18 protein-coding genes are annotated in these 21416 nt (G+C 46.4%); 12 read left to right on the forward strand and 6 right to left on the reverse strand.

Annotated features, from left to right (window positions below):
- Positions 1-112 precede the first annotated feature (112 nt).
- From cmoA to ACUJFL_RS12860, 7 genes are all read left to right on the forward strand, one after another.
- A complete protein-coding gene (cmoA, locus tag ACUJFL_RS12830) occupies positions 113-841 on the forward strand; it encodes a carboxy-S-adenosyl-L-methionine synthase CmoA (protein WP_445427701.1) in 729 nt (242 codons plus the stop codon).
- A 5-nt stretch (positions 842-846) separates the two neighbouring features.
- On the forward strand, positions 847-1812 hold the full coding sequence (gene cmoB, locus ACUJFL_RS12835; RefSeq protein WP_445427702.1) for a tRNA 5-methoxyuridine(34)/uridine 5-oxyacetic acid(34) synthase CmoB: 966 nt from the start codon (positions 847-849) through the stop codon (positions 1810-1812).
- Positions 1813-1834: 22 nt separating this feature from the next.
- Complete coding sequence (locus tag ACUJFL_RS12840) at positions 1835-2722, forward strand: LysR family transcriptional regulator (RefSeq protein ID WP_445427703.1); 888 nt, start codon at positions 1835-1837, stop codon at positions 2720-2722.
- A 12-nt stretch (positions 2723-2734) separates the two neighbouring features.
- Positions 2735-3142 carry a hypothetical protein gene (locus tag ACUJFL_RS12845; RefSeq protein ID WP_445427704.1) on the forward strand — a complete coding sequence of 136 codons (408 nt, stop codon included), beginning with the start codon at positions 2735-2737 and terminating at the stop codon, positions 3140-3142.
- 75 nt (positions 3143-3217) lie between these two features.
- A complete protein-coding gene (purM, locus tag ACUJFL_RS12850; RefSeq protein ID WP_445427705.1) occupies positions 3218-4261 on the forward strand; it encodes a phosphoribosylformylglycinamidine cyclo-ligase in 1044 nt (347 codons plus the stop codon).
- A gap of 9 nt (positions 4262-4270) precedes the next feature.
- Positions 4271-4933: a phosphoribosylglycinamide formyltransferase gene (purN, locus tag ACUJFL_RS12855; RefSeq protein WP_445427706.1), complete on the forward strand. Its 663-nt coding sequence runs from the start codon at positions 4271-4273 to the stop codon at positions 4931-4933.
- A gap of 58 nt (positions 4934-4991) precedes the next feature.
- The gene (locus tag ACUJFL_RS12860) at positions 4992-5717 is read left to right on the forward strand and encodes a DUF3108 domain-containing protein (protein WP_445427707.1); all 726 of its coding nucleotides are present in this window, start codon (positions 4992-4994) and stop codon (positions 5715-5717) included.
- Here ACUJFL_RS12860 and ACUJFL_RS12865 read toward each other — a convergent pair.
- On the reverse strand, positions 5685-6455 hold the full coding sequence (locus ACUJFL_RS12865; RefSeq protein ID WP_226750385.1) for a class II glutamine amidotransferase: 771 nt from the start codon (positions 6453-6455) through the stop codon (positions 5685-5687). The genes ACUJFL_RS12860 and ACUJFL_RS12865 overlap by 33 nt on opposite strands.
- Positions 6456-6687: 232 nt before the next feature.
- Between ACUJFL_RS12865 and fadE the strand changes: the two genes are divergently transcribed.
- Positions 6688-9183: an acyl-CoA dehydrogenase FadE gene (gene fadE, locus ACUJFL_RS12870; RefSeq protein ID WP_445427708.1), complete on the forward strand. Its 2496-nt coding sequence runs from the start codon at positions 6688-6690 to the stop codon at positions 9181-9183.
- An 84-nt stretch (positions 9184-9267) separates the two neighbouring features.
- On the opposite strand, the gene ACUJFL_RS12875 is transcribed toward fadE, so the two are convergent.
- A complete protein-coding gene (locus tag ACUJFL_RS12875; protein WP_445427709.1) occupies positions 9268-9834 on the reverse strand; it encodes a cohesin domain-containing protein in 567 nt (188 codons plus the stop codon).
- A gap of 19 nt (positions 9835-9853) precedes the next feature.
- The gene (locus tag ACUJFL_RS12880; RefSeq protein WP_445427710.1) at positions 9854-12382 is read right to left on the reverse strand and encodes an ExeM/NucH family extracellular endonuclease; all 2529 of its coding nucleotides are present in this window, start codon (positions 12380-12382) and stop codon (positions 9854-9856) included.
- A 183-nt stretch (positions 12383-12565) separates the two neighbouring features.
- Here ACUJFL_RS12880 and ppnP point away from each other — a divergent pair, with 183 nt between their 5' ends.
- The 3 genes from ppnP to ACUJFL_RS12895 all read left to right on the forward strand — a co-directional run bounded on the left by ppnP (position 12566) and on the right by ACUJFL_RS12895 (position 15079).
- Positions 12566-12847 (forward strand): pyrimidine/purine nucleoside phosphorylase, encoded by a 282-nt coding sequence (gene ppnP, locus ACUJFL_RS12885; RefSeq protein ID WP_306178137.1) that lies wholly within the window; start codon positions 12566-12568, stop codon positions 12845-12847.
- Positions 12848-12867: 20 nt separating this feature from the next.
- Complete coding sequence (locus tag ACUJFL_RS12890; protein WP_445427711.1) at positions 12868-14679, forward strand: ABCB family ABC transporter ATP-binding protein/permease; 1812 nt, start codon at positions 12868-12870, stop codon at positions 14677-14679.
- 85 nt (positions 14680-14764) lie between these two features.
- Positions 14765-15079, forward strand: a complete 315-nt coding sequence (locus tag ACUJFL_RS12895) for a TraR/DksA family transcriptional regulator (RefSeq protein ID WP_445427712.1) — start codon at positions 14765-14767, stop codon at positions 15077-15079.
- Between the two features lie 42 nt (positions 15080-15121).
- Here ACUJFL_RS12895 and ACUJFL_RS12900 read toward each other — a convergent pair whose 3' ends face one another.
- From ACUJFL_RS12900 to ACUJFL_RS12910, 3 genes are read right to left on the reverse strand one after another with little or no spacing between them, the layout of a single operon-like run.
- Positions 15122-18163, reverse strand: a complete 3042-nt coding sequence (locus ACUJFL_RS12900) for an efflux RND transporter permease subunit (protein WP_445427713.1) — start codon at positions 18161-18163, stop codon at positions 15122-15124.
- Between the two features lie 11 nt (positions 18164-18174).
- A complete protein-coding gene (locus tag ACUJFL_RS12905) occupies positions 18175-19233 on the reverse strand; it encodes an efflux RND transporter periplasmic adaptor subunit (RefSeq protein ID WP_445427714.1) in 1059 nt (352 codons plus the stop codon).
- Complete coding sequence (locus ACUJFL_RS12910; RefSeq protein ID WP_306178133.1) at positions 19233-19769, reverse strand: TetR/AcrR family transcriptional regulator; 537 nt, start codon at positions 19767-19769, stop codon at positions 19233-19235. Before ACUJFL_RS12910 ends, ACUJFL_RS12905 begins: the two co-directional genes overlap by 1 nt.
- Positions 19770-20222: 453 nt before the next feature.
- Between ACUJFL_RS12910 and ACUJFL_RS12915 the strand changes: the two genes are divergently transcribed.
- A complete protein-coding gene (locus tag ACUJFL_RS12915) occupies positions 20223-21413 on the forward strand; it encodes an IS4 family transposase (protein WP_445427447.1) in 1191 nt (396 codons plus the stop codon).
- Positions 21414-21416 lie beyond the last annotated feature (3 nt).

The raw sequence follows: 21416 nt of genomic DNA on the forward strand, positions 1-21416 counted from the left end.
GCCCAGAGCCGAAAACTCTGCTTAGTCGCTAGCTTAACACGATAAGTTTTCAGCGCTCGGCAAATTTCAGGTAAACTAGCCGCCATTTTCGTGACAACCACTGAGTGTGTTAATGCAAAAAGACCACGTTTATGCCGAACCTTTGGCACATATTCAGGATTTCCGTTTTGATGATGCGGTAGCCGACGTTTTTCCTGACATGATCCAGCGCTCTATTCCTGGCTACCAAACGATTATTCAAACCATCGGTAAATTGACTGCGCGCTATCAGCAGGCAAATAGCCATTATTATGATTTAGGCTGCTCGTTAGGGGCGGCCAGTTTGTCCATGCGCCGCCATATTACCGCCGACAATTGTAAAGTGATCGCAGTGGATAATAGCAGTGCCATGATTGAGCGTTGTCAGCGTCATTTGCAAGCCTTTCGCTCGGATGTGCCGGTGGACGCCATATTAGGTGATATTCGACAGCTTACTATTGAAAATGCTGCGGTGGTGGTGGTGAACTTTACCATGCAATTTTTGGCTCCAGAAGATCGCCAAGCTCTGCTCAACAAAATTTATCAGGGGTTAAAACCGGGTGGCCTTTTGATCATCTCAGAAAAATTTAAAGCCGATACCCCTGTTAATGATGAATTGCTGATTGATTTGTACCATGATTTTAAACGCGCCAATGGTTACAGCGAATTAGAAATTAGCCAAAAACGCACCGCGCTGGAAAAAGTTATGCGCCCCGACACGCTCGCCACCCACAATGCGCGCCTGCAGCAAGCCGGCTTTCACTCGCACAGTGTCTGGTTTCAATGTTTTAATTTTTGCTCGATGTTTGCTTTAAAGGATTGATTCGCATGTTGGACTTTTCCGCTTTTTATGCGCAGCTTGCCACCAGCCGCCTGCATCCTTGGCTAGAAACCTTACCGGCGCAATTGGCGTTGTGGTCGAAAACCGCGCTGCATGGTGAATTTAAACAATGGCAAAAAATACTTGCTAATCTGCCTGCAACCCACGTCTCGCAGATAGTGCTGGCTGACGCCGTTGCCTTTGGCCAAGCAACTGATATTAGCGCGGGTGAAACAGAACGCATTCGCTTTTTACTGCAGCAATTAAAACCTTGGCGCAAAGGCCCGTTTCAGATCCACGGTATTGATATTGATACCGAATGGCGTTCAGATTGGAAATGGCAACGGGTGCTACCGCACATCAGTGATTTAACCGAACGTTTGGTATTAGATGTCGGCTGTGGCAGTGGCTATCATTTATGGCGGATGCGCGGCGCTGGGGCGCGCTTTGTTGTGGGTATTGATCCCTCACAGCTGTTTTATACGCAATTTCAAGCCATTAAACATTTTAATCCCGATCCGCAGGTTAATTTACTGCCGATTGGTATTGATGATATGCCGGCGTTAAAGCAATTTGATACGGTGTTCTCAATGGGGGTGTTATATCATCGCCGCTCGCCGTTAGACTTTTTACAGCAACTAAAACAACAGCTGCGCCCCGGTGGTGAATTGGTGCTAGAGACACTGGTTATTGAAGGTGATGCACAAACCGTGTTGGTGCCTGGTGAACGCTATGCCAAAATGCGTAATGTTTGGTTTATCCCTAGCACTGCTGCTTTGTGCCACTGGTTAGAACGGCTGGGTTTTCAAGATATTAAACTGGTCGATTTAAATCACACCAGTTTAGATGAACAACGTGCCACCCCTTGGATGGAAAATGAAAGTCTGATTGATTTTCTTGACCCAAATGACCATAGTAAGACCATTGAAGGTTACCCGGCACCATTACGTGCGGTGGTGGTAGCCAGGGTTTAAGCAAAGTAAGGAAACGGCTCGTATGCCCTATCGCCCAAAGTCTACGTTAGAGCAATGGCGCATTTTACAAGCGGTGGTTGATGCCGGTGGCTATGCCCAGGCGGCCGAGTTACTCAACAAAAGCCAATCATCGCTTAATCATGCCGTCGCAAAATTACAAACTCAGCTGGGCGTAGAATTGCTCGAAGTGATTGGGCGTAAAGCGCAACTGACTGCCGCCGGCGAAGTTATGCTGCGCCGTTCGCGCATTTTAACGCAACAAATTGAAGAACTTGAACTGCTGGCCGATAACTTAGACAAGGGCTGGGAGCCAGAAATTCGTATCGCCACTGAGTTAGCCTACCCCAAACACTATTTATACCAAGCATTACAGCAATTTTACCCAATAAGCCGTGGCAGCCGAGTACAAATCATTGATACAGTGCTGACTGGGACTAGCGAGATCATTACTCAGAAAAAAGCCGACTTAGTTATCACTGGCATGGTGCCAAAAGGCTATTTAAGTGAGCCGTTGTCGATAACCCGTTTTATTCCCGTGGTAGGCGCAACGCACCCGTTAGCACAGCTACCGAGCCTAGACCAAAATGAACTGAGCCAACAACTGCAAATTGTTATTCGTGACACTGCGGTTAAACCGCAAGAACATATTGGCTGGTTAAAAGCAGAACAACGTTGGACAGTAAATAATTTTGACGAAGCAGTCGATATTTTATTACTCGGTTTAGGGTTTTGTTGGTTGCCCGACTTTGTGGTAGCACCGCTGTTAGCTAATAAAACCTTGTTTCGGCTACCGCTGCAACAAAGTACCGAACGTTTTGTACCGATGAGTTTATTGGCACCACAAGAAGAATCTCTTGGCCCCGGCAGTCGTCAGCTGCGTCAGCTGTTACTGGCCGTCCATCAAAAATAATAAGGAACCCCTATGCAATCTGCCGAAATAAACCAGCTAATGCATGCCGCTGCACAAGATGCGATCGCTTATGCCGCCGAGCAACATCAATTAACGCTAGATGGATCTGCCGAAAGTTTAGCGGTCGTCGACACCTTGTTGTCGGCATTACACAAAGATCAGCAGCATCGGCAACATTCTGGCGAAATGTTATTTACACTTTGTAATATTATTGGCGCTTATGTCGGTGAAGTATTCATTAAACTGGTCGGGGGTGAGTGGAACAATAATCAACAAGATCAATCAGCACCTTATATCGCAGTGACCTTTGGCGACAAAGAATTCCCTTTTGCTTCAGTCTGTTACCATAAGATCGCTAATGACGACACCATCAGTTTACAAGACTATGTTCGCCAAGCGAAACAGAATGCTATGCAGTAAGGCTTTTGTCTGCGCGGTTAAACGGGTAAAATGGTCAGCACTTTAGCCAACCCACTTAGCCATTCGAGGAAAGCCGTGAGCGAGCACAACACATCTTTAAGTTACAAAGACGCCGGAGTAGACATTGACGCTGGTAATGCGTTAGTTGACCGCATCAAAGGTGCCGTAAAACGCACCACCCGCCCAGAAGTCATGGGTGGTTTAGGCGGTTTCGGTGCGCTGTGCCAAATCCCTGCCGGTTATAAAGAGCCGGTGTTAGTCTCAGGTACCGATGGCGTGGGCACAAAACTACGCTTAGCCATGGACTTAAAACGCCATGATGGCGTAGGTATCGACTTAGTTGCCATGTGCGTCAACGATTTAGTGGTGCAAGGCGCAGAGCCATTATTCTTTTTAGATTACTACGCCACAGGCAAGTTGGATGTTGACACCGCCGCCCGCGTTGTGACTGGCATCGCTGAAGGCTGTGTGCAATCAGGTTGTTCTTTGGTCGGTGGTGAAACGGCTGAAATGCCCGGCATGTACCATGGTGATGATTACGATATCGCAGGTTTCTGCGTAGGCGTAGTTGAAAAAGCCGATATTATCGATGGCAGCAAAGTACAACCGGGCGATCAACTTATTGCATTGGCCTCGTCTGGTCCTCACTCTAATGGCTTTTCTTTAATTCGCAAAGTATTAGAAGTGTCAGGTCAGTCAGCAGACACCTTATTAGAAGGTAAGACGTTAGCCGATCACCTACTAGAACCTACCCGAATTTATGTGAAAAACCTGCTAAGCTTGTTTAAAACTAGCCCTGTGCATGCGTTATGTCACATTACCGGTGGCGGTTTCTGGGAAAATATTCCTCGCGTCTTACCGGCTAATACCAAAGCTGTTATTGACGGTAAAAGCTGGCAATGGCCCGCCATTTTTAACTGGTTACAGCAACAAGGCAATATTAGCCGCCATGAAATGTATCGCACCTTTAACTGTGGTGTGGGTATGTTAGTGGTTGTGCCTGCAGCCGAATTACCTACCGCTTTAGCGACACTCCAACAAGCGGGTGAAACAGCTTGGCACCTTGGCGAGATTCAAGCGGCTGCGGCAGATGAGCAACTGGTTATTATTAACGAATAACGAGGCCGCATGAACGCTATTGTAGTACTGATCTCTGGTAATGGCAGTAATTTGCAAGCCATTATCGATGGCTGTGCGAAAGGCACGATCCCCGGTAAAATTACCGGGGTTATTGCCAACAAAGCGTCCGCTTATGGTTTGCAACGAGCAACGGCAGCGGGTATTGCTACCCGTGTCGTCAGCCACAAAGACTATAGCGATCGCGCCAGTTACGATAAGGCTTTACAGCAAGCTATTGAGGGTTTTGCGCCATCATTAGTGGTGCTTGCCGGCTTTATGCGGATCCTCACGCCCGCCTTTGTGCAGCACTTTTCTGGAAAATTATTGAACATTCACCCATCTTTGTTGCCGAAGTATCAAGGTTTGAATACGCATCAGCGTGCAATTGATGCCGGTGATACTGAACATGGTTGCAGTGTCCATTTTGTGACAGAGCAACTTGATGGCGGCCCGGTGGTCTTGCAAGCGAAAGTGCCTATCTTTCCGGGTGATGATGCTTCGACAGTGGCTGAACGGGTACATGAGCAAGAACATCTGATTTATCCACTGGTTGTGCGTTGGTTTTGTCAAAATCGTTTACAACAGCGCGGCAATGAGGCATGGTTAGACGGTAACTTACTTTCAGTACAAGGTTATGCCGAAGATGAGGATGATTCTGAAGTGGCGTGTTAATACGTCACTTTTTTTAAGCACACTATTATTCTGTAGTTCTGCTGTATTGGCGACATCGTTGCCATCCCCTAGCGTTGCTGAGTCGTCGAAAGACACTGCTGCAGCACCTATTTTCACTCCCTTTAATGCTGATTATTTAGTGTACCGTGGCGGCAAAAGCCATGGCACAGCTAAACGCTATTTGCATAAAAAAGACAGCCATTATGAAATGGGCTATAGCAGTGATATCACTTGGTTAGTATTTAGTGATAAGCGTAGCGAAACGTCCACTTTTACGCTTGAGCAGGGCCGTTTAAAACCGTCACATTATAAAATGATCCGCACGGGTACCGGATCTAATCGACACTATGAATTACGTTTAGACTGGCAGAAACAACAACTTTTCACCGGTAAAAAACCCACGCTCAAGGCCATCGATTGGCAAGAAGATTGGTTAGATCCGCTAAGTTACCATCAACAATTGGTGCTGGATTTACGCGCCGGTAAAACCGATTTCACTTACCAAGTGTTAAACCGCGATGGTAATAATAAAGTGTATCACTATCAGGTAGTCACCGAAGAAGCGTTGGCCTTACCTTTTGGCACCGTTCGCGCGTTACGCATTGCTCGGGTTGAAGAAAATTCAGACAAGCAAGTTTTAGCTTGGGTTGCACCTGAGCTTGATTACATGCTCGTCAGACTTTGGCGTGGCGAAGATAACGTTGAACAATTTGATGTGCAACTGCAAAAAGTACAGTGGCTCACCCCCACCTCAACAGTCGATGGGCTCGCCACGACGGAATAACTGCGCCTCACCACTTTGCATTTTTTGCCACTGCTCATTATTAGTTAGCGGTGCAGTGGCAATAATGGTCACGACATCGTTCGGCGTGGTTTCTTGGCTAAAATCAATATCCACATCCACATCGGATAAGCGTGCCACACCAAAAGGGGCCCGGCGCGTGATCCAATGCAGTTTAGTGCTGCAAAACGCCAATAAATACTCACCATCAGTGAGCAGCATATTAAATACCCCTAGCTGCTGTAACTGTGGTAATAAGCGACGAATATAGCGAAATGCGGCTTTTGGGCCTGGGCTTTTCTCTGGATAACGTGCCGCTAAAGCACTGAGTAAATAACAAAAGGCACGCTCGCTATCGGTCGTTCCCACGGGTAAAAACCGATCCACCGCTAAATGTTGATATTGGGATAACTGCCCATTGTGGGCATAAGTCCAATAACGCCCCCATAGTTCACGAGTAAACGGATGAGTATTGGCTAATGCCACTTGCCCCCGATTGGCTTGCCGCACATGCGCTACCACAGCGGTGCTTTTAATTGGGTAATCAGAAATTAAACGGGCAATTTCGGATTGATAACTGGGCAGCGCATCTTTAAAAGTACAAACGCCTTTTTGCTCGTAAAAGGCTACACCCCAGCCATCTTTATGTGGGCCTGTGCGCCCACCGCGCTCTTTTAAGCCTTTAAAACTAAAACAAATGTCGGTCGGCACATTGGCTGACATTCCCAATAATTCACACACTGGTGTATTCCCATTAATCCACAATGATGTCGTTGGCATATAAAAGTACATACAGCCTTTGTGTTGACACACAAAGGCCAATGCTGAGCTATGCTAAAGGCTATTGTACAGAGTCTGCAACATTAGTTGACACTTTGTATAGATAAGCATTGCACAGAAGTACTTGCAACTTAAATCAAAGCGTTCTAAGCTTAGGCTTTAGTGGTCAGACCTCTTATCGCAGGAGTTAACAATGAGTATTTTTCTGGTTTGTGTAGCTTTGCTGGTGGCGACAGGCATTCTTGCCTATCATCGCGCCAGCCTCACATTATTTACCGCAGCTTTAGCGGGTGTATTATTAATTGGTACTTTTAGCGACATCGTCGGCTTTTGGTCTTGGTTAGTCTTTCTAATCGTTGCCTTACCGTTAAATATCGCTTCGGTACGTCAGCAACATCTGACAAAACCATTACTGGCGTTATATCGCAAAATTATGCCGGAAATGTCAACGACAGAAAAAGAAGCCATCGATGCCGGTACCACCTGGTGGGAAGGCGACTTATTTCGCGGTAACCCTGACTGGCATAAAATGCACAACTTCCCACAACCTCGGTTAAGTGCAGAAGAACAAGCCTTTTTAGACGGCCCAGTTGAAGAATTACTGGCTATGACGGATGACTGGCACACAACTCATGAACGTGCTGATCTCGCGCCAGAAGTCTATCAATACTTAAAAGATCACGGTTTCTTTGCGATGATTATCAAAAAAGAATACGGCGGTTTAGAGTTTTCTGCTTATGCACAGTCTTGCGTATTGCAAAAATTAACCAGCAAAAGCATGGTGTTATCAAGCATCGTTGGTGTTCCTAACTCGTTAGGCCCAGGCGAACTGTTGCAACATTATGGTACTGATGAGCAAAAAAATTACTATTTACCGCGTTTAGCCAAAGGCATCGATGTGCCGTGTTTTGCTTTAACTAGCCCAGAAGCAGGTTCAGATGCCGGTGCGATCCCTGATGTGGGCATCGTTTGTAAAGGTCAGTGGCAAGGTGAAGAAGTTCTAGGTTTAAAATTAACTTGGAACAAACGCTATATTACTTTAGCGCCTATCGCTACGGTGTTAGGTTTAGCCTTTAAACTGTACGATCCAGATCATCTACTAAGTGAAGAAGAAGATCGCGGTATTACCTGTGCGTTGATCCCTGCCGACACCCCAGGTGTGAAAATCGGTCGTCGCCACTTCCCCTTGAACGTGCCGTTCCAAAATGGCCCCACGCAAGGTGAAGAAGTCTTTGTACCTATTTCATATATCATTGGTGGTCCAGAAATGGCCGGCCAAGGTTGGCGTATGCTGGTTGAATGTTTATCTGTCGGTCGCGCCATCACATTACCGTCTAACAGCACCGGTGGTATTAAAGCTGCCGCGCTGTCTACTGGCGCCTATGCGCGTATTCGTCGTCAATTCAAATTACCTGTCGGTAAAATGGAAGGCGTTGAAGAAGCCATGGCACGCATTGGTGGTTATGCCTACATGGCCGATGCATCAACCTCTATGTCGGTAGGTGCGATTGATTTAGGTGAAAAACCGTCTGTGGTTTCTGCCATCACCAAATACCATATGACTGAGCGTATGCGTACGGCGATTAATGATGCAATGGACGTGCACGGCGGTAAAGGCATTTGCATGGGGCCAAATAACTATTTAGCTCGCGGTTATCAAGGCGCGCCAGTAGCGATCACGGTTGAAGGTGCTAATATCCTGACCCGTAACATGATCATCTATGGTCAAGGCGCCATCCGTTGTCATCCTTATGTGTTAGCCGAGTTACAAGCTGCCCAATTGACGGATGAAGGCGCAGCCGTGACTGCCTTTGATAAAGCGTTATTCGGTCATATTGGTTTTGCCATTAGTAATTTCTTCCGAACCTTCTGGTTATCGTTAACCGGTGGTGCTTTTAGTCATTCACCTTACAACGATGACACTGCCCGTTATTACAAGCAAATGAACCGCTTTAGTGCCGCCCTTGCGTTAATGTCTGACGTAGCGATGGGAACCTTAGGTGGTGATTTAAAACGTCGTGAGCGTATCTCAGCGCGTTTAGGTGACATTTTAAGTATGCTGTATATCACCTCATCAGTACTGAAGCGTTATCAAGATGAAGGTCGCCAAGTTCAAGACTTACCTTTGGTAAAATGGGCTTGTGAAGATAACATGGCTAAAGCGCAATTGGCGTTAACGGAGTTATTCGATAACTTCCCTAACCGCGTCATTGGTATCGTGCTAAAACGCATTGTCTTCCCATTTGGTCGCACGCTACGTAAACCATCAGATGTGCTGGATCATCAAGTTTCACGTATCATGATGACCCCTTGTGAAGCGCGTAACCGCTTAGGTAAGCACTTGTATTTGACGGTTGAGCCAGGTAATCAATTAGGTCGCGTAGAACAAGCCTTATTGGATGTGCTAGCTGCAGAGCCGCTGTTTGATAAAGTCAGCAAAGCCTCAGGTAAACGCCTGCCTTTCTTCAAGTTACATGACGTAGCTGATATTGGCTTAGAGCTAGGCGTGATTAATAAACAAGAAGCGGATAAGTTACGTAAAGCTGAAGATAGCCGTTTGTTTGTGATTAATGTGGATGATTTTGAGCCTGATTACTTAGCGGCAGACAAAACCTTAACCCAGCAACCCAATGGTGCTGAAGCGTTAAAAGCTGAAAGTAAGAAACAAACCAAAACAGAAGCCGCATAAGCGCGAGACACTCTAAATAAAAAGGGCCAGTCAGATGACTGGCCCTTTTTTTATCTTCAATTACCTTAGGCTACAGCACCCTATTTACTTTTGTTGTTGCCGGCGATACAAACATGCTAAACCGGCTAACAATAACAACGCTGTTGCCGGCGCGGGGACTTGCGCTGCAGCGATATTGAACTCTAAATTATCGCTTTCCATTGCGAACTCTTCATCAAAAAAATCAGAGATAAAGAGTGTTGAAGTATCAAAAACTAACTCTGCAAAGCCCGCATCTAACGCTCGAAACTTTATTGTTGCCAATACGAAGCTAGAGCCTTGATTTGCCGCTAAAATCGTTTCATCAGCAAATAAATCTGCAAAATCAGAAAATTTAAAAATACCATCAATAGAGCTATCAACATCAAAATAACTGCCGAGACCGTCATCAAAGCCATTGCCAGCTTCTGCGCTTAAAAACTGCAGAAAACTGTTGGTATATCCAAAATCGACTAATGCAGCGGCTACAGGTCGTGAGAAACTACTCAGTACCACGGCAATACTAACAGTATCCCCTACTTGATAATTTGCTTTATCAGCTTCAAATTTAATTAACGCGGCCTGACTAAAACCACTGAACATGACACATAAGGCTAAAAACATTGCTTTCATTTTTTTCATTCCAATTATATTAAGAAGGAGTAACACAACGCGGTAGATCGCATAGTGATGTCATAAAACGCGCATCAATTAAATTCACCTTACCATCTCGGTTAAAATCAAGACTCAGCGGTAATACGCCACCTTGTTTTAATCGCTGCTGGAATAAGGTCACATCGCGCACATCCACCACATTATTTTGATCTAAGTCTGCAGCTTTAAACACGGCTGGCAGTTGTAAAGCGACGATCACCGGATCATGATCAGACGAACGATAAGCATCGGGCGCATAAAAATCGCTACGTTGCTGCGTCGATTTACTCTCAGTGTTGTAATCCAGCACGATTGGTTCATCGGCATTAATATGCCACTCTGCCGCATCCACTAAATAACGGCGTGCCGGCTCGTTCAGTAAGGCATGATCGAGTTGGCCAGCCAAATCATCAAACACATAACCGTAGGTCGGTGTTTTTTCTAACACATCAAACACGTTAGCATAACCGGCATTAGCCAGGGCCGTTAACGGGTCTTCTTTCGCATAAGAGTTTAAATCACCAATCACCAAAGCCGGAGTGTCATTGAAGTACTGCGCGGCAAATTGTCCTACCGCTTCGGCCGCACGCGTCCGTGTGATATTACAGTTACCCTGACCATCATTGAGATCGGGATCACCGCTACAAGCTGAACCTTTCGATTTAAGGTGATTCACCATCACTGCAAACTCAGCATTGTTACTGGTGAGCTTAAAGCGCTGCGCCAGCATCGGGCGGTTACTGCGGGTATTAAATAACGCTACGCCATTAGCATCCGTGGCAGAGTTGCTTTCGTCTAATATTTGAGCTGCACCGACTGGAGTGGCTAAATCAGCACGATATATCATGCCAACGGTAATTTGATCAGTACCGATCACTGGCGTGTTAACTGAGACAAAGCGCCAATCGTCTTGCCCACTGACTTGCTGTAAACCACGCACTAAATCAGCAATGGCTGAGGTTTCTGCAAAACCATCATTCTCGATCTCCATTACGCCAATCACAGTAGCATCTAACGCTGCTAATGCGGCTAAAATCTTGGCACGCTGCCGCTCAAACTCAAGTAGATTATCGGCGCCACGTGCAGTGGGGAAGCCACCGCCTAAGCCGTCACCGTTGAAATAATTCAACACGTTAAAACTAGCAATTTTCACGTTACCATCGCCACTGAGCTCAGGCTGCGCAGTGCGCGGATTTGTCGCGACAAAGTTCACGCTATTAATCGGGTTAACCCGATATTCATTAAAACTGTAATAAAGGGTACCCGTTAAGCCCACGACGGTATCGCCGGCACGCACGGTATTGATTGCTGTTAAGCCTGGTGCTGGATAAATAACATTACCCGGGTTTTGCTGCGTTGAGGCATCATCTAACATAATGCGATTTAAGGCATGCTCAGCCGCTAAGGCTTGTGCGGCGGCACCTGGCGTAACGACTTGAGTGGGTGTGTAACGACGACCGTTTGATAACACTAACTCGCCAAAGCGGCCTAAGGTAAAGTTGCTGTTTACCGTCAACTCTTGCGCGAACTGCACCAACATGCCTTCGTAGCGCTCTAAATAATCTAATGAAGCGACCGGCAAACTTACGGTCACGGCGTTTGGCAGTTGCGCCGTGCCACAAGCGACCATGTTAGCCACATTCTGCAGCTGAGTATTATTAAAGGCTTCGCCAACTTGTGCTTGTAAGCGCACACGTTGACCTGCGGTAACATTCAGATTTGCATTATCGGTAAAGACAAAAACGCCTTCGGAAGTTAACGGATCGGCATCTTGTTCAAGATCACTGGCTTGGATCATATAGCCACGTAAGCCGGGTAAAGTATGTGTGACAACCGCCTCTACCACTACCGTTTGGCCGACTAAGGGGCTCGCATTACCCACGCCTTGAATCACGGAAATGGGCGTAAAGGTTGCGCCACACACTAAAGGTGGTAATGGCTCGGGATCGACAGGATCTTCAGGATCAATTGGCGCACCTGTGCCATTAAACATGCCCAGATCAGAAAAATCATCCCGATCAAATTGAATCCATTCAACAGAGGGATCAAAAGCATCACTGATATTGGGATCTCTTAACACGCTCTTACGACGAAGCGTTTTGTCTAATGTTGACACGCCATTGGTGTTCCAAGCAGTGCCAGGATCCTCTCCCACTTTACCTATACTATCAACAACCACACCATTCTTTTCAATTACGATAACATCATCACCATTCCAAAGACTTGCTCCGGTTGTGACATTCGCTACCGCTAAAATGGCTGCTGCAGAGGCAGAACTAGCATAAACAAAGGTTTCACCGGCAGCTAAGGTGCCACTGAGTTGTTGATTAACGTTGGATGTTAACGCGCCATTGAAATAAATCCGGATCCGATAATCGCTTAAATTAATCGGTGCAGTGCCCGGGTTATGTAATTCTAGTGCTTTATTTAAACTTGAACCTTCTACATACTCTGAAATAAATAGTTCTGCTTGAGCAACAGGCGCTAAAATAAGCGCGAGTGTTGCCGCAATAAGTGTTTTCTTCACGTGGTATTCCCTGATCTGTTATTAGGATTGTGCAGACTAAGCCACGAATGTGGCAATCTGATTAACTTTTTAAGAATGCTTTACTGAGTAGAAAAAGACTTCAAGACATCTAAATAGCTAAAAAGCTATACAAACGGGCTTTTTTCCGTTTTACTAAACAGCCCGATATATAAGGAGTTAACGATGTTTAAAGTCAACAATTATTTTGATGGCAAAGTCGCCTCAATTGGTTTTCAAGGCGAAAAGCTACCTGCAACGGTCGGCGTAATGGCACCCGGTGAATATGAGTTTGGTACCAGCCAACATGAAGTAATGACCGTGATCAGCGGCGCTCTTACCGTAAAACTGCCTGGCAGTGATGATTGGCTGACATTTACATCAGGTCAGGCGTTTGAAGTAGCAGCTAACGTGAAGTTTCAATTGCAAGTACAACAGGATACCGCGTACCTTTGTACTTATGCGTAAGTTGAATTACTGAGAGTACTATGCGAGGCATGCGAAGCGCCGCAAAACAACCTGAACCGTTAAAGCGTGATTACGCCATGCCGCTAGGTCAGAGTATTAAAACCCTCTGGCCTTATTTAATGGCCTTTAAAGGGCGGGTATTGTTAGCCTTACTGGCACTTATTGCCGCCAAAAGCGCCACCTTACTACTGCCTTGGGCCTTAAAAGAAATTATCGATGCGGTAGATGCCAACCGCCAACAATTACTGCTTGTTCCTGTTTGGTTATTATTGTTGTATGGTGCGCTGCGCTTTGGCATGGTGTTTTTTGGTGAAGTGCGGGATGCACTGTTTGGGCGTGTCACCGAACATGCCATGCGCCAATTAGGTTTAAAAGTTTTTAAACACCTGCATAGTTTAGAACTAGCGTTTCACCTTGACCGACAAACCGGTGGCATCAGTCGCGATATAGAGCGAGGCAGCAATGGCCTGAGCTTTTTAATGCGCTTTTTGATGTTTAATATTGTGCCAACCTTACTTGAAATCGTGGCGGTAGCCGTGATCTTCAGCTTACTGTTCTCGCCCATGTATGCGCTGATCACCGTGGTGGCGGTCAGTCTCTATATCTTTTTTACCGTGTATATTACGGAATGGCGCAACAAGTTTATTCGTGAGGCGAATCAAGCGGATAACACCACCAATAGCCGTGCTGTTGATAGCTTACTTAACTATGAAACGGTGAAATATTTTAATAATGAGCAGCATGAAGCACAGGTTTACGATGGCTTTTTAGCCACTTGGGAACAAGCTCGTTTAAAAAACCGTTTAAGCCTGCTTTTACTTAACTCTGGCCAAGCATTATTAATTGCCGCGGCTATTACCGCATTAATGTGGCTAGCTGCAGCCGAGGTAGTGAGTGGTGAAATGAGTATCGGTGAATTAGTAATGCTGAATGCTTACATGATCCAACTGTTTTTACCGTTGAATTTTTTAGGTTTTGTGTATCGTGAAATTCGCCGTGCGTTAACCGATTTAGAAAATATGCTGGGCTTATTACAACGCAAAAGCAGCATTGTCGATAAAGCGGATGCCAAATCCTTAGTCACCCAAGGTGCCAGTATTCAGTTTGAGCAGGTGAGTTTTGCCTATCAGGCCGATCGCCCCATTCTCAATAATCTCAGTTTTACCGTTGCCGCAGGCCAAAAAGTGGCGATAGTCGGCGCGTCTGGTGCGGGTAAAAGTACCATTGCCCGCTTACTGTATCGCTTTTACGATGTGAGCGGCGGCCGCATTTTAATTGATCAGCAAGATATTAAGGGGCTAACCCTCGACTCTCTGCGCCAAGCGATTGCCATTGTGCCGCAAGATACGGTGTTATTTAACAGTAGTATTCGAGACAATATTGCCTATGCCAAACCGGGAGCCAGTGCCAGCGAGATTGCCCAGGTTATAGAATTAGCCCAGTTACGTCAGTTTATTGATAGCTTGCCACAAGGTGATGACACTTTGGTGGGTGAACGCGGCTTAAAGGTCTCTGGCGGTGAAAAACAGCGCATTGCGATTGCCCGAGCGCTATTAAAAGGCTCGCCCATTTTAGTTTTTGACGAAGCCACCTCGGCATTAGATTCCTTAGCCGAGCAAAGCATTGTTGCTGCTATGCGTGAAGTCGCCAAACAACACACCAGCGTGGTTATCGCTCATCGTTTATCAACCATTACCGATGCCGATTGCATATTAGTATTACGGCAGGGCGAATTGATTGAACAAGGCAACCATCAACAGTTGCTAGATTTAGCGGGGGAATATGCCAAAATGTGGCAACAACAGGCCAAGCAGACACGTCTTACCACCTGAGCCATTGCTGTTTATTTGTGCTAGATCAAGCTTTTTTAACGAAGTGCTGCTAAATTTAAGATAGCGCAGAGACAAGGAGCAGATCATGCCATTTCAAGAATACAAACGTCGCCTAATTCAACGCAAAATGGAATTGGAGCGACAGCAGGTATCACTGCAGCAAGACCTCTCGAAAGAACACAGCCATGATTTTGCAGAACAAGCACAAGAGCGAGAAAACGATGATGTGCTAACTAGCCTAAAACACCATGCCGAGGCAGAGTTGGCTGAAATTAATCAGGCCTTGCTAAGAATGGAGCAAGGTGTTTATGCCCAATGTACCCGTTGTGATGCAAAAATTAATCCAGCACGCTTAGAAGCGTTACCCGCCACCGCATTTTGTGTTAACTGTAGCCACTAACAGCACAGCAAAAGCCGCACTGTTAGCAACCAACAGATTCAATTAGCGGACTAATTTGATTTTAAACACCAGCGAATACAATACCGGCACTGCCACCAAAGTTAACACGGTGGCAAACGCCAAACCGGCCATAATGGTTATCGCCATACTGTTAAAAAACGCATCCCAAATCAGTGGCAACATACCTAAAATAGTGGTTAATGCCGCTAAAATCACCGGCCGGATCCGGCTGATGCTCGCATCAATAATGGCTTGAGCCTTATCCGTTGCTTGGCTTAATTGCAAATCCATTTCGTCAACTAACACTATGGCATTTTTCATCAGCATGCCGGATAAACTCAAAAAGCCCAACAGCGCTGTAAAACCAAAAGGAAAGCCCGTCAGCAGAAGCCCAGCACTGACACCACATATCGACATCGGTACAATTAACCAAATAACTAAGGGTTGTTTTAGGGAGCCGAACAACAAAATGCTAATAGCTAACATCACCAGAAAACTTAAAGGCAATTGTTTACCTAATGAAGCCTGTGCTTCCGCTGAGCTTTCATACTCGCCTCCCCACTCCAACGTATAGCCATGAGGCAATACTAATTGCTCAACCGGCGCCCGCAAACGCTTTAAGGCTTGATCGGCGGTTATGGCCGTGGTGGGCTCTGCTTCAACGGTTAAAGTGCGTACCCGATTGCGCCTTTGGATCACCGCTTCTTCGTGCTCGGTAACAAAACCATTAATCACCTGCGTTAGCGGGATATAGCTGTTGTCGATGCTGCTCCAAATCATGCGGTCATTTAGTCTGTCTAAATCAAATCGCTCTGCTGCCGGTGGCCGCACTACAATAGGAATTTGTTTTTCTTGCTCACGATACACACCACTCACTAAACCCTCACTGGCAAAAGCCAAGGTTTGCGCTAAATCGGTACGATTAACACCGGCAATGCGGGCCCGCTCTTCATTGAAATCTGGCGCTATCACCAACTCACGCTGCCGCCAGTTTTGCCTGATATCGGTCACGCCTTCGGTATTACGCATAATATCCGCCACTTGTTGGCCGAGTTGCCGCAAAATGGCCTCATCACTACCAGAAATGCGAGCCTGTAACTTTGCCCCGGTACCGGGGCCGAACATCAGACGCTCAGTATAAATTTCAGCACTGGGGAACTGAGCTGGTAAAGTTTGCCGCAAATACTGCATCAAGGACGGGATCGCATCTCGCTCCTTGGTGCGAATGATCAATTGACCATAAGCGCTATTCGGCAATTGCGGTGCGTAAGTCAACATAAAACGGCTGGCACCTGCGCCAACAAAACTACTGACCGACTCCACCGACGCTTCGGCCAAAATAATCTTTTCTATTTCGGCAATATCGCGCTCGGTGGCACGAATATCGGTGCCTTGCGGTAAATAATAATTTAAGTAAAACAACGGGGTATTAGAGGCAGGGAAAAATACCTGCTTAACTTGGCCAAAACCAATAACGCTGATCACAGTTAGCACCATCAGCAAACCGATGGTAGCGGCGCGCTGCTGCAAAGCTAAACGGAGCACTTTGGCATAACGCTGATAAACAAAACCGGCATAAGGATCACGTTGCTCGCTGTCTGCGGCCACTTTAAACAAATAATGACCTAACAAAGGGGTAACAGTAATCGCCAACACCCAGCTTAATAATAAGGAAATACCAATCACTGCGAATAACGAAAACAAAAACTCACCCGTGCTATCAGGCGACAAGCCAATACCGGCAAAGGCCATAATGCCAATAACCGTGGCACCTAATAACGGCACTTGGGTGCGACTGGCCGCCTCCGCTGCAGCTTGGCGTGATGCCATGCCTCGCTGCATATTTATCAGCATGGTTTCGGCCACCACAATGGCATTATCAACCAACATCCCCATGGCGATAATCAGCGCACCTAACGAAATACGCTCCATTTCGATTTGCCATATACGCATAAAGAACAAGGTGCCCAGCACAGTAAGCAATAAGGTGCCGCCGACAACAATACCCACGCGCCAGCCCATGGTTAAACACAGCACGGCGACCACAATCACCACAGAAATTAATAAATTCACAATAAAATCATTAATCGCTTTATCCACCACAATATGTTGCTGGTAGATCGGCTGTAACTCGATGCCCAGTGGAATACGCGGCGTTAAAGAGGCTAAGTGCAAATCAACGGCATTACCTACATCGACAATATTGGCATCACTTAAGCCGGCAATGGCAAGCGTAAAAGCCGCTTTGCCGTTATGACGGATCAAGTGTGTCGGCGTTTCCGCCTCTTCTCGACTCACTTTAGCAACATCGTAAATACTCAGTTGCTCAGTGGAGCCCAAATTACCTAAACGTAAGTTCTCAATCGCACTGATCGAATCTAAGCCAGGCTTACTGACTAAGCGGATACGCTTATCGCCAACGGCTAAAGAGCCGGCCGCCGCGACGGTATTTTCAGCTTGTAAGGTACCAATCACTAAATCTAAAGGTAGGCCCATGCCCAGCAACCGCTCTTGGGCAATCTCTACATAAATTTTCTCTTGTGGCTCGCCCGCGGTTTGTACTTTAGCCACACCCGGCACCATCAGCATTTCGCGCCGTAAAAACGTGGCCAACTCACGGATCTCGCGATCGCTATACCCTTCAGCAGTGACCGCATAAAAAATACCAAACACATCACCGAAATCATCATTGACTGAGGGCGTCATTACCCCGGCAGGCAATGACCGACTGCTATCGCTGATTTTTCGCCGTAACTCATCCCAAATTTGCGGCATGGCTGAGCCATTGTAAGTATCTTGGATCACTACACGGATCTCAGATTTGCCTGGGAAGGATTTAGACGTCACACGCTTTAACTGTGGTAACTGCTGTACTGCCGATTCAAGTACCTCAGTCACTTCCTCTTCCACCTCGGTTGCCGTCGCCCCAGGATAATAGGTGATCACCATGGCTTCTTTCAGGGTAAAGGCTGGATCTTCTAAACGACCAATCGTATTTAGCGCCCAAAGACCACCCAAAAAACAAAGCATGATCAACATCCAAGTGTTGACCTGTTTATCAATCGCATAACTCGCCATTTTCATGCGGTTGACTCCTAATATTTTTCAAACGGACGCACGACTTGGCCGTCTTGTAAATGATAAATACCCGCAGAGACCACCTGATCGCCGGCTTTTAAACCGGAAAGCACTTCAACTTGCTGCTGGTGGATCCGACTGACTTGGATCGGTTGTCTGCTGACTTGCTGAGTTTCGGCTTGATAAATCCAAACATGGAATTGCTCTGGCGTTGAAGTATCTAATGCCGAGACGGGGATCAACATATTATTCTGAGCAGCATTGTTCTCGGTGACCACCGTCACCGTCATGCCTGGCAATAAATTTTTACCGGCGAGTCGCGGCATAGCAAAAGACACTTGATAAGTTTGCGTGACCACATCCACTTCCGTCGCATGCTCACGGTAAGTAAGCGGGTGAAGGCTGGCATTATCATCCGATAATTTCACATACACCGCATAATCGGCTTTATCTTGCACTTGGCGCATCATTTGCTCTGGCACGTTAATGTGCACGCGTAATTCAGAGACATTCTGCACGCGTAAAATGGGTGTACCGGCCGTAACGGTGGAATAACGCTCGATTAAGCGGCGTGTAACTAACGCATCAAAAGGCGCGTTTAACTGCGTGTACTGGCTATTACGCTCGGCGTTTTGCAACGCAACTTGCGCAATATCAAAATTAGTTTGTAACTGGTCAAAAGCCGACGGGGTTAAGATCCCTTGTTTACGCAGTGGCTTAGCCCGCTCTAAATCTCGCTGCGCTTGAGCAAGTTGCACTTCGGCTTGTTGCACGGCCAGTTGATAATCGGTGTTATCCAGTGCCGCTAATAGCTCACCTGCAGGAATAATTTCGCCTTGCTGAACCGGTAAAGCAGTTACACGCCCGCCCACTTGAAAGGCTAAATCGACAGTACTGACCGCATCAATTCGCCCAATAAAACTGCGACTGTTGGCATGTTCATCTCCGCTAACGGTATATAATTTCACCGTGGTTAGTGTGGTAGCTGACTCTTGGCTTACCGAGTCGGAACAAGCACTGAGAAATATCAGCAGGCTAAGTACGCTACTGATCAGAGTAAAAGATGGGCGGTTCATTAACTTAGCTCCTGTGCACGAATCGTCATATAATTTTCCAATTGACTGTGTTGTTCTGGGGTCAAGGGTGAAATGTTCAGCAACTGATGAAAGGTTAAGGCTTCACTGACCAGCAATAATGACATCACTTCGGGACTGTGATGATGCTCAGCTAAAATGTCGTTAAATACCTTACGGTTATGTTGCTGCAACGGCTTTAACAGCGCCGGTTGCTCTGCTGCCGCCGCTAAGATAGCCATCGCGGTATTACTGCTTAATTGCTGAGTGAAACACTCTCGCGCTTTTAAGAAAGCCGCTAATTTTGAAGACTCTGTTGCAACAAACTGTTGGCGGCTGTGCTCAGCATCATCAACTAAAAATTGCACCATGGCACTGAGCAAAGCTTCTTTTGACGGAAAGTGATATAGCAAGCCACCTTTACTTAAGCCACTGGCTTGTGCCACCGCATCCAAGGTGACCTTACCCGGCCCTTTTTCTGCAGCAACGGCTAAGGCCGCTTGTAAAATCTGTTGTACGGTAATTTGCGCTTTATTCACGTTTGCTGCACCCTCAAATCAAAACCGTCTAGTCGGTATAGTATAACGGCAAAATCACAAACCGACCAGTTGGTACAGTAAAAGTTTTATCACAGACTCAGCTAAGCGCTATCTGGGCAACACTGTCGGGTTAGGGTTGTGCCACAGGTGCCTAGGTATTTTTACTATAAACTGGTTAAATACACACAAAAATACGCTTAGGAAATTACAAGCTAAAAATAAAACAAATATAAACAATAACTTAAAGTTGGCACATTTATCGCTTTGTTTTGTCAGCGGCAAAAGTGCAAAGACACGTGAACGGCAAGCGTATTAAATTTAATGAGGTTGTGGAGCGCAAGATGAGTGTATTACCTGAGGTATCCCCAGAAATTCTGTATCTAAAATAAAAAGTTAGGTGATTAGGGAACATTCATGGCCGTTCCTGATCTGATCGTTCGCCAAAACTAAACCATGTCATTAACAGCCATGAATGTGAAAAGAATGCTCGCCGATTTCCTCCGATTTGTCACCCCCACAACCATGCATAAAGCGCGATTTTCTGTCCTGTTAGACGCGGTTACTGCGCTGGCTAAAGACGCGCGTTGTACTGTGACCGCCATTGGACGTGCTATGCCAGGCTCTTCTGACAAAGTCAGTATCAAGCGCGCGGATAGATTACTGAGTAATACCAATTTACAACGGGAACTGCCTCTTATCTATGCTGCCATGACTCGGTCTATCGTGAGCAGTAAATCTCAGCCGCTCATTTTGGTTGACTGGAGCAACGCCGATACCGCGAAGCGGCACTTTATACTGCGAGCCAGCATGGCTACTGATGGCAGAGCTTTGACGCTATTACAAAAAGTGGCGGCGGCAGAAGATTATACTTGCCCACATTTACACCGAGCCTTTTTAAAACAACTCAAGGCCATGTTACCCAAAGATTGCAAGCCCGTTATCGTTACAGATGCAGGCTTCAAAGTGCCCTGGCTTAAACAGGTACGCAAATTAGGCTGGCATTATGTCGCCAGAGTCCGAGGTAACGTGAAGCTTAAACTGGCAGAGCAATCTGAACTTATGACCGTCAATGCGCTTTATAAAAAAGCTCGCGCTACCCCCAAAGACTTAGGCGAAATCGTGCTGACTCAGTCGCAGCAGTATGAAACCCGCGCCATTCTGGTCGGTAAAGGCTATAAGCTGTTGAAGCGAGACAAAAATAAGTCTTACAAAGAGCCCTGGTTATTGGTGTCATCGCTACCTGAGTGCCATGACTATGCGAGTAAAATCGCCAAATGCTACAGTAGCCGAATGCAAATTGAAGAAAGCTTTCGAGACCAAAAAAGCCCACGTTATGGTTTAGGAAGCGACTTGCACGGTACCAAATCCAAATCTCGTTTGAATATATTACTGCTATTGGCGGCACTGGCAAATTGGTTCCACTACCTGATGGGGGCCGCAGGTGAAATAGCGGGTGTGCATTTACGATATCAGGCCAATACGATAAAAAACCGACGGGTACTTGCTCTAAACTTCCTCGGAATATTGCTATGTAATGAATCGAAGATCCCTATTCGCAGACACGACTACCAGCAAGGGCTAAAGCAAATCTTGCACTGGGTAGCTCAATGGGACTGGGCGCAAATAAAATTGGCAAAGAGCTGATAC

It is taken from the genome of Alishewanella sp. HL-SH05 (assembly GCF_052655985.1).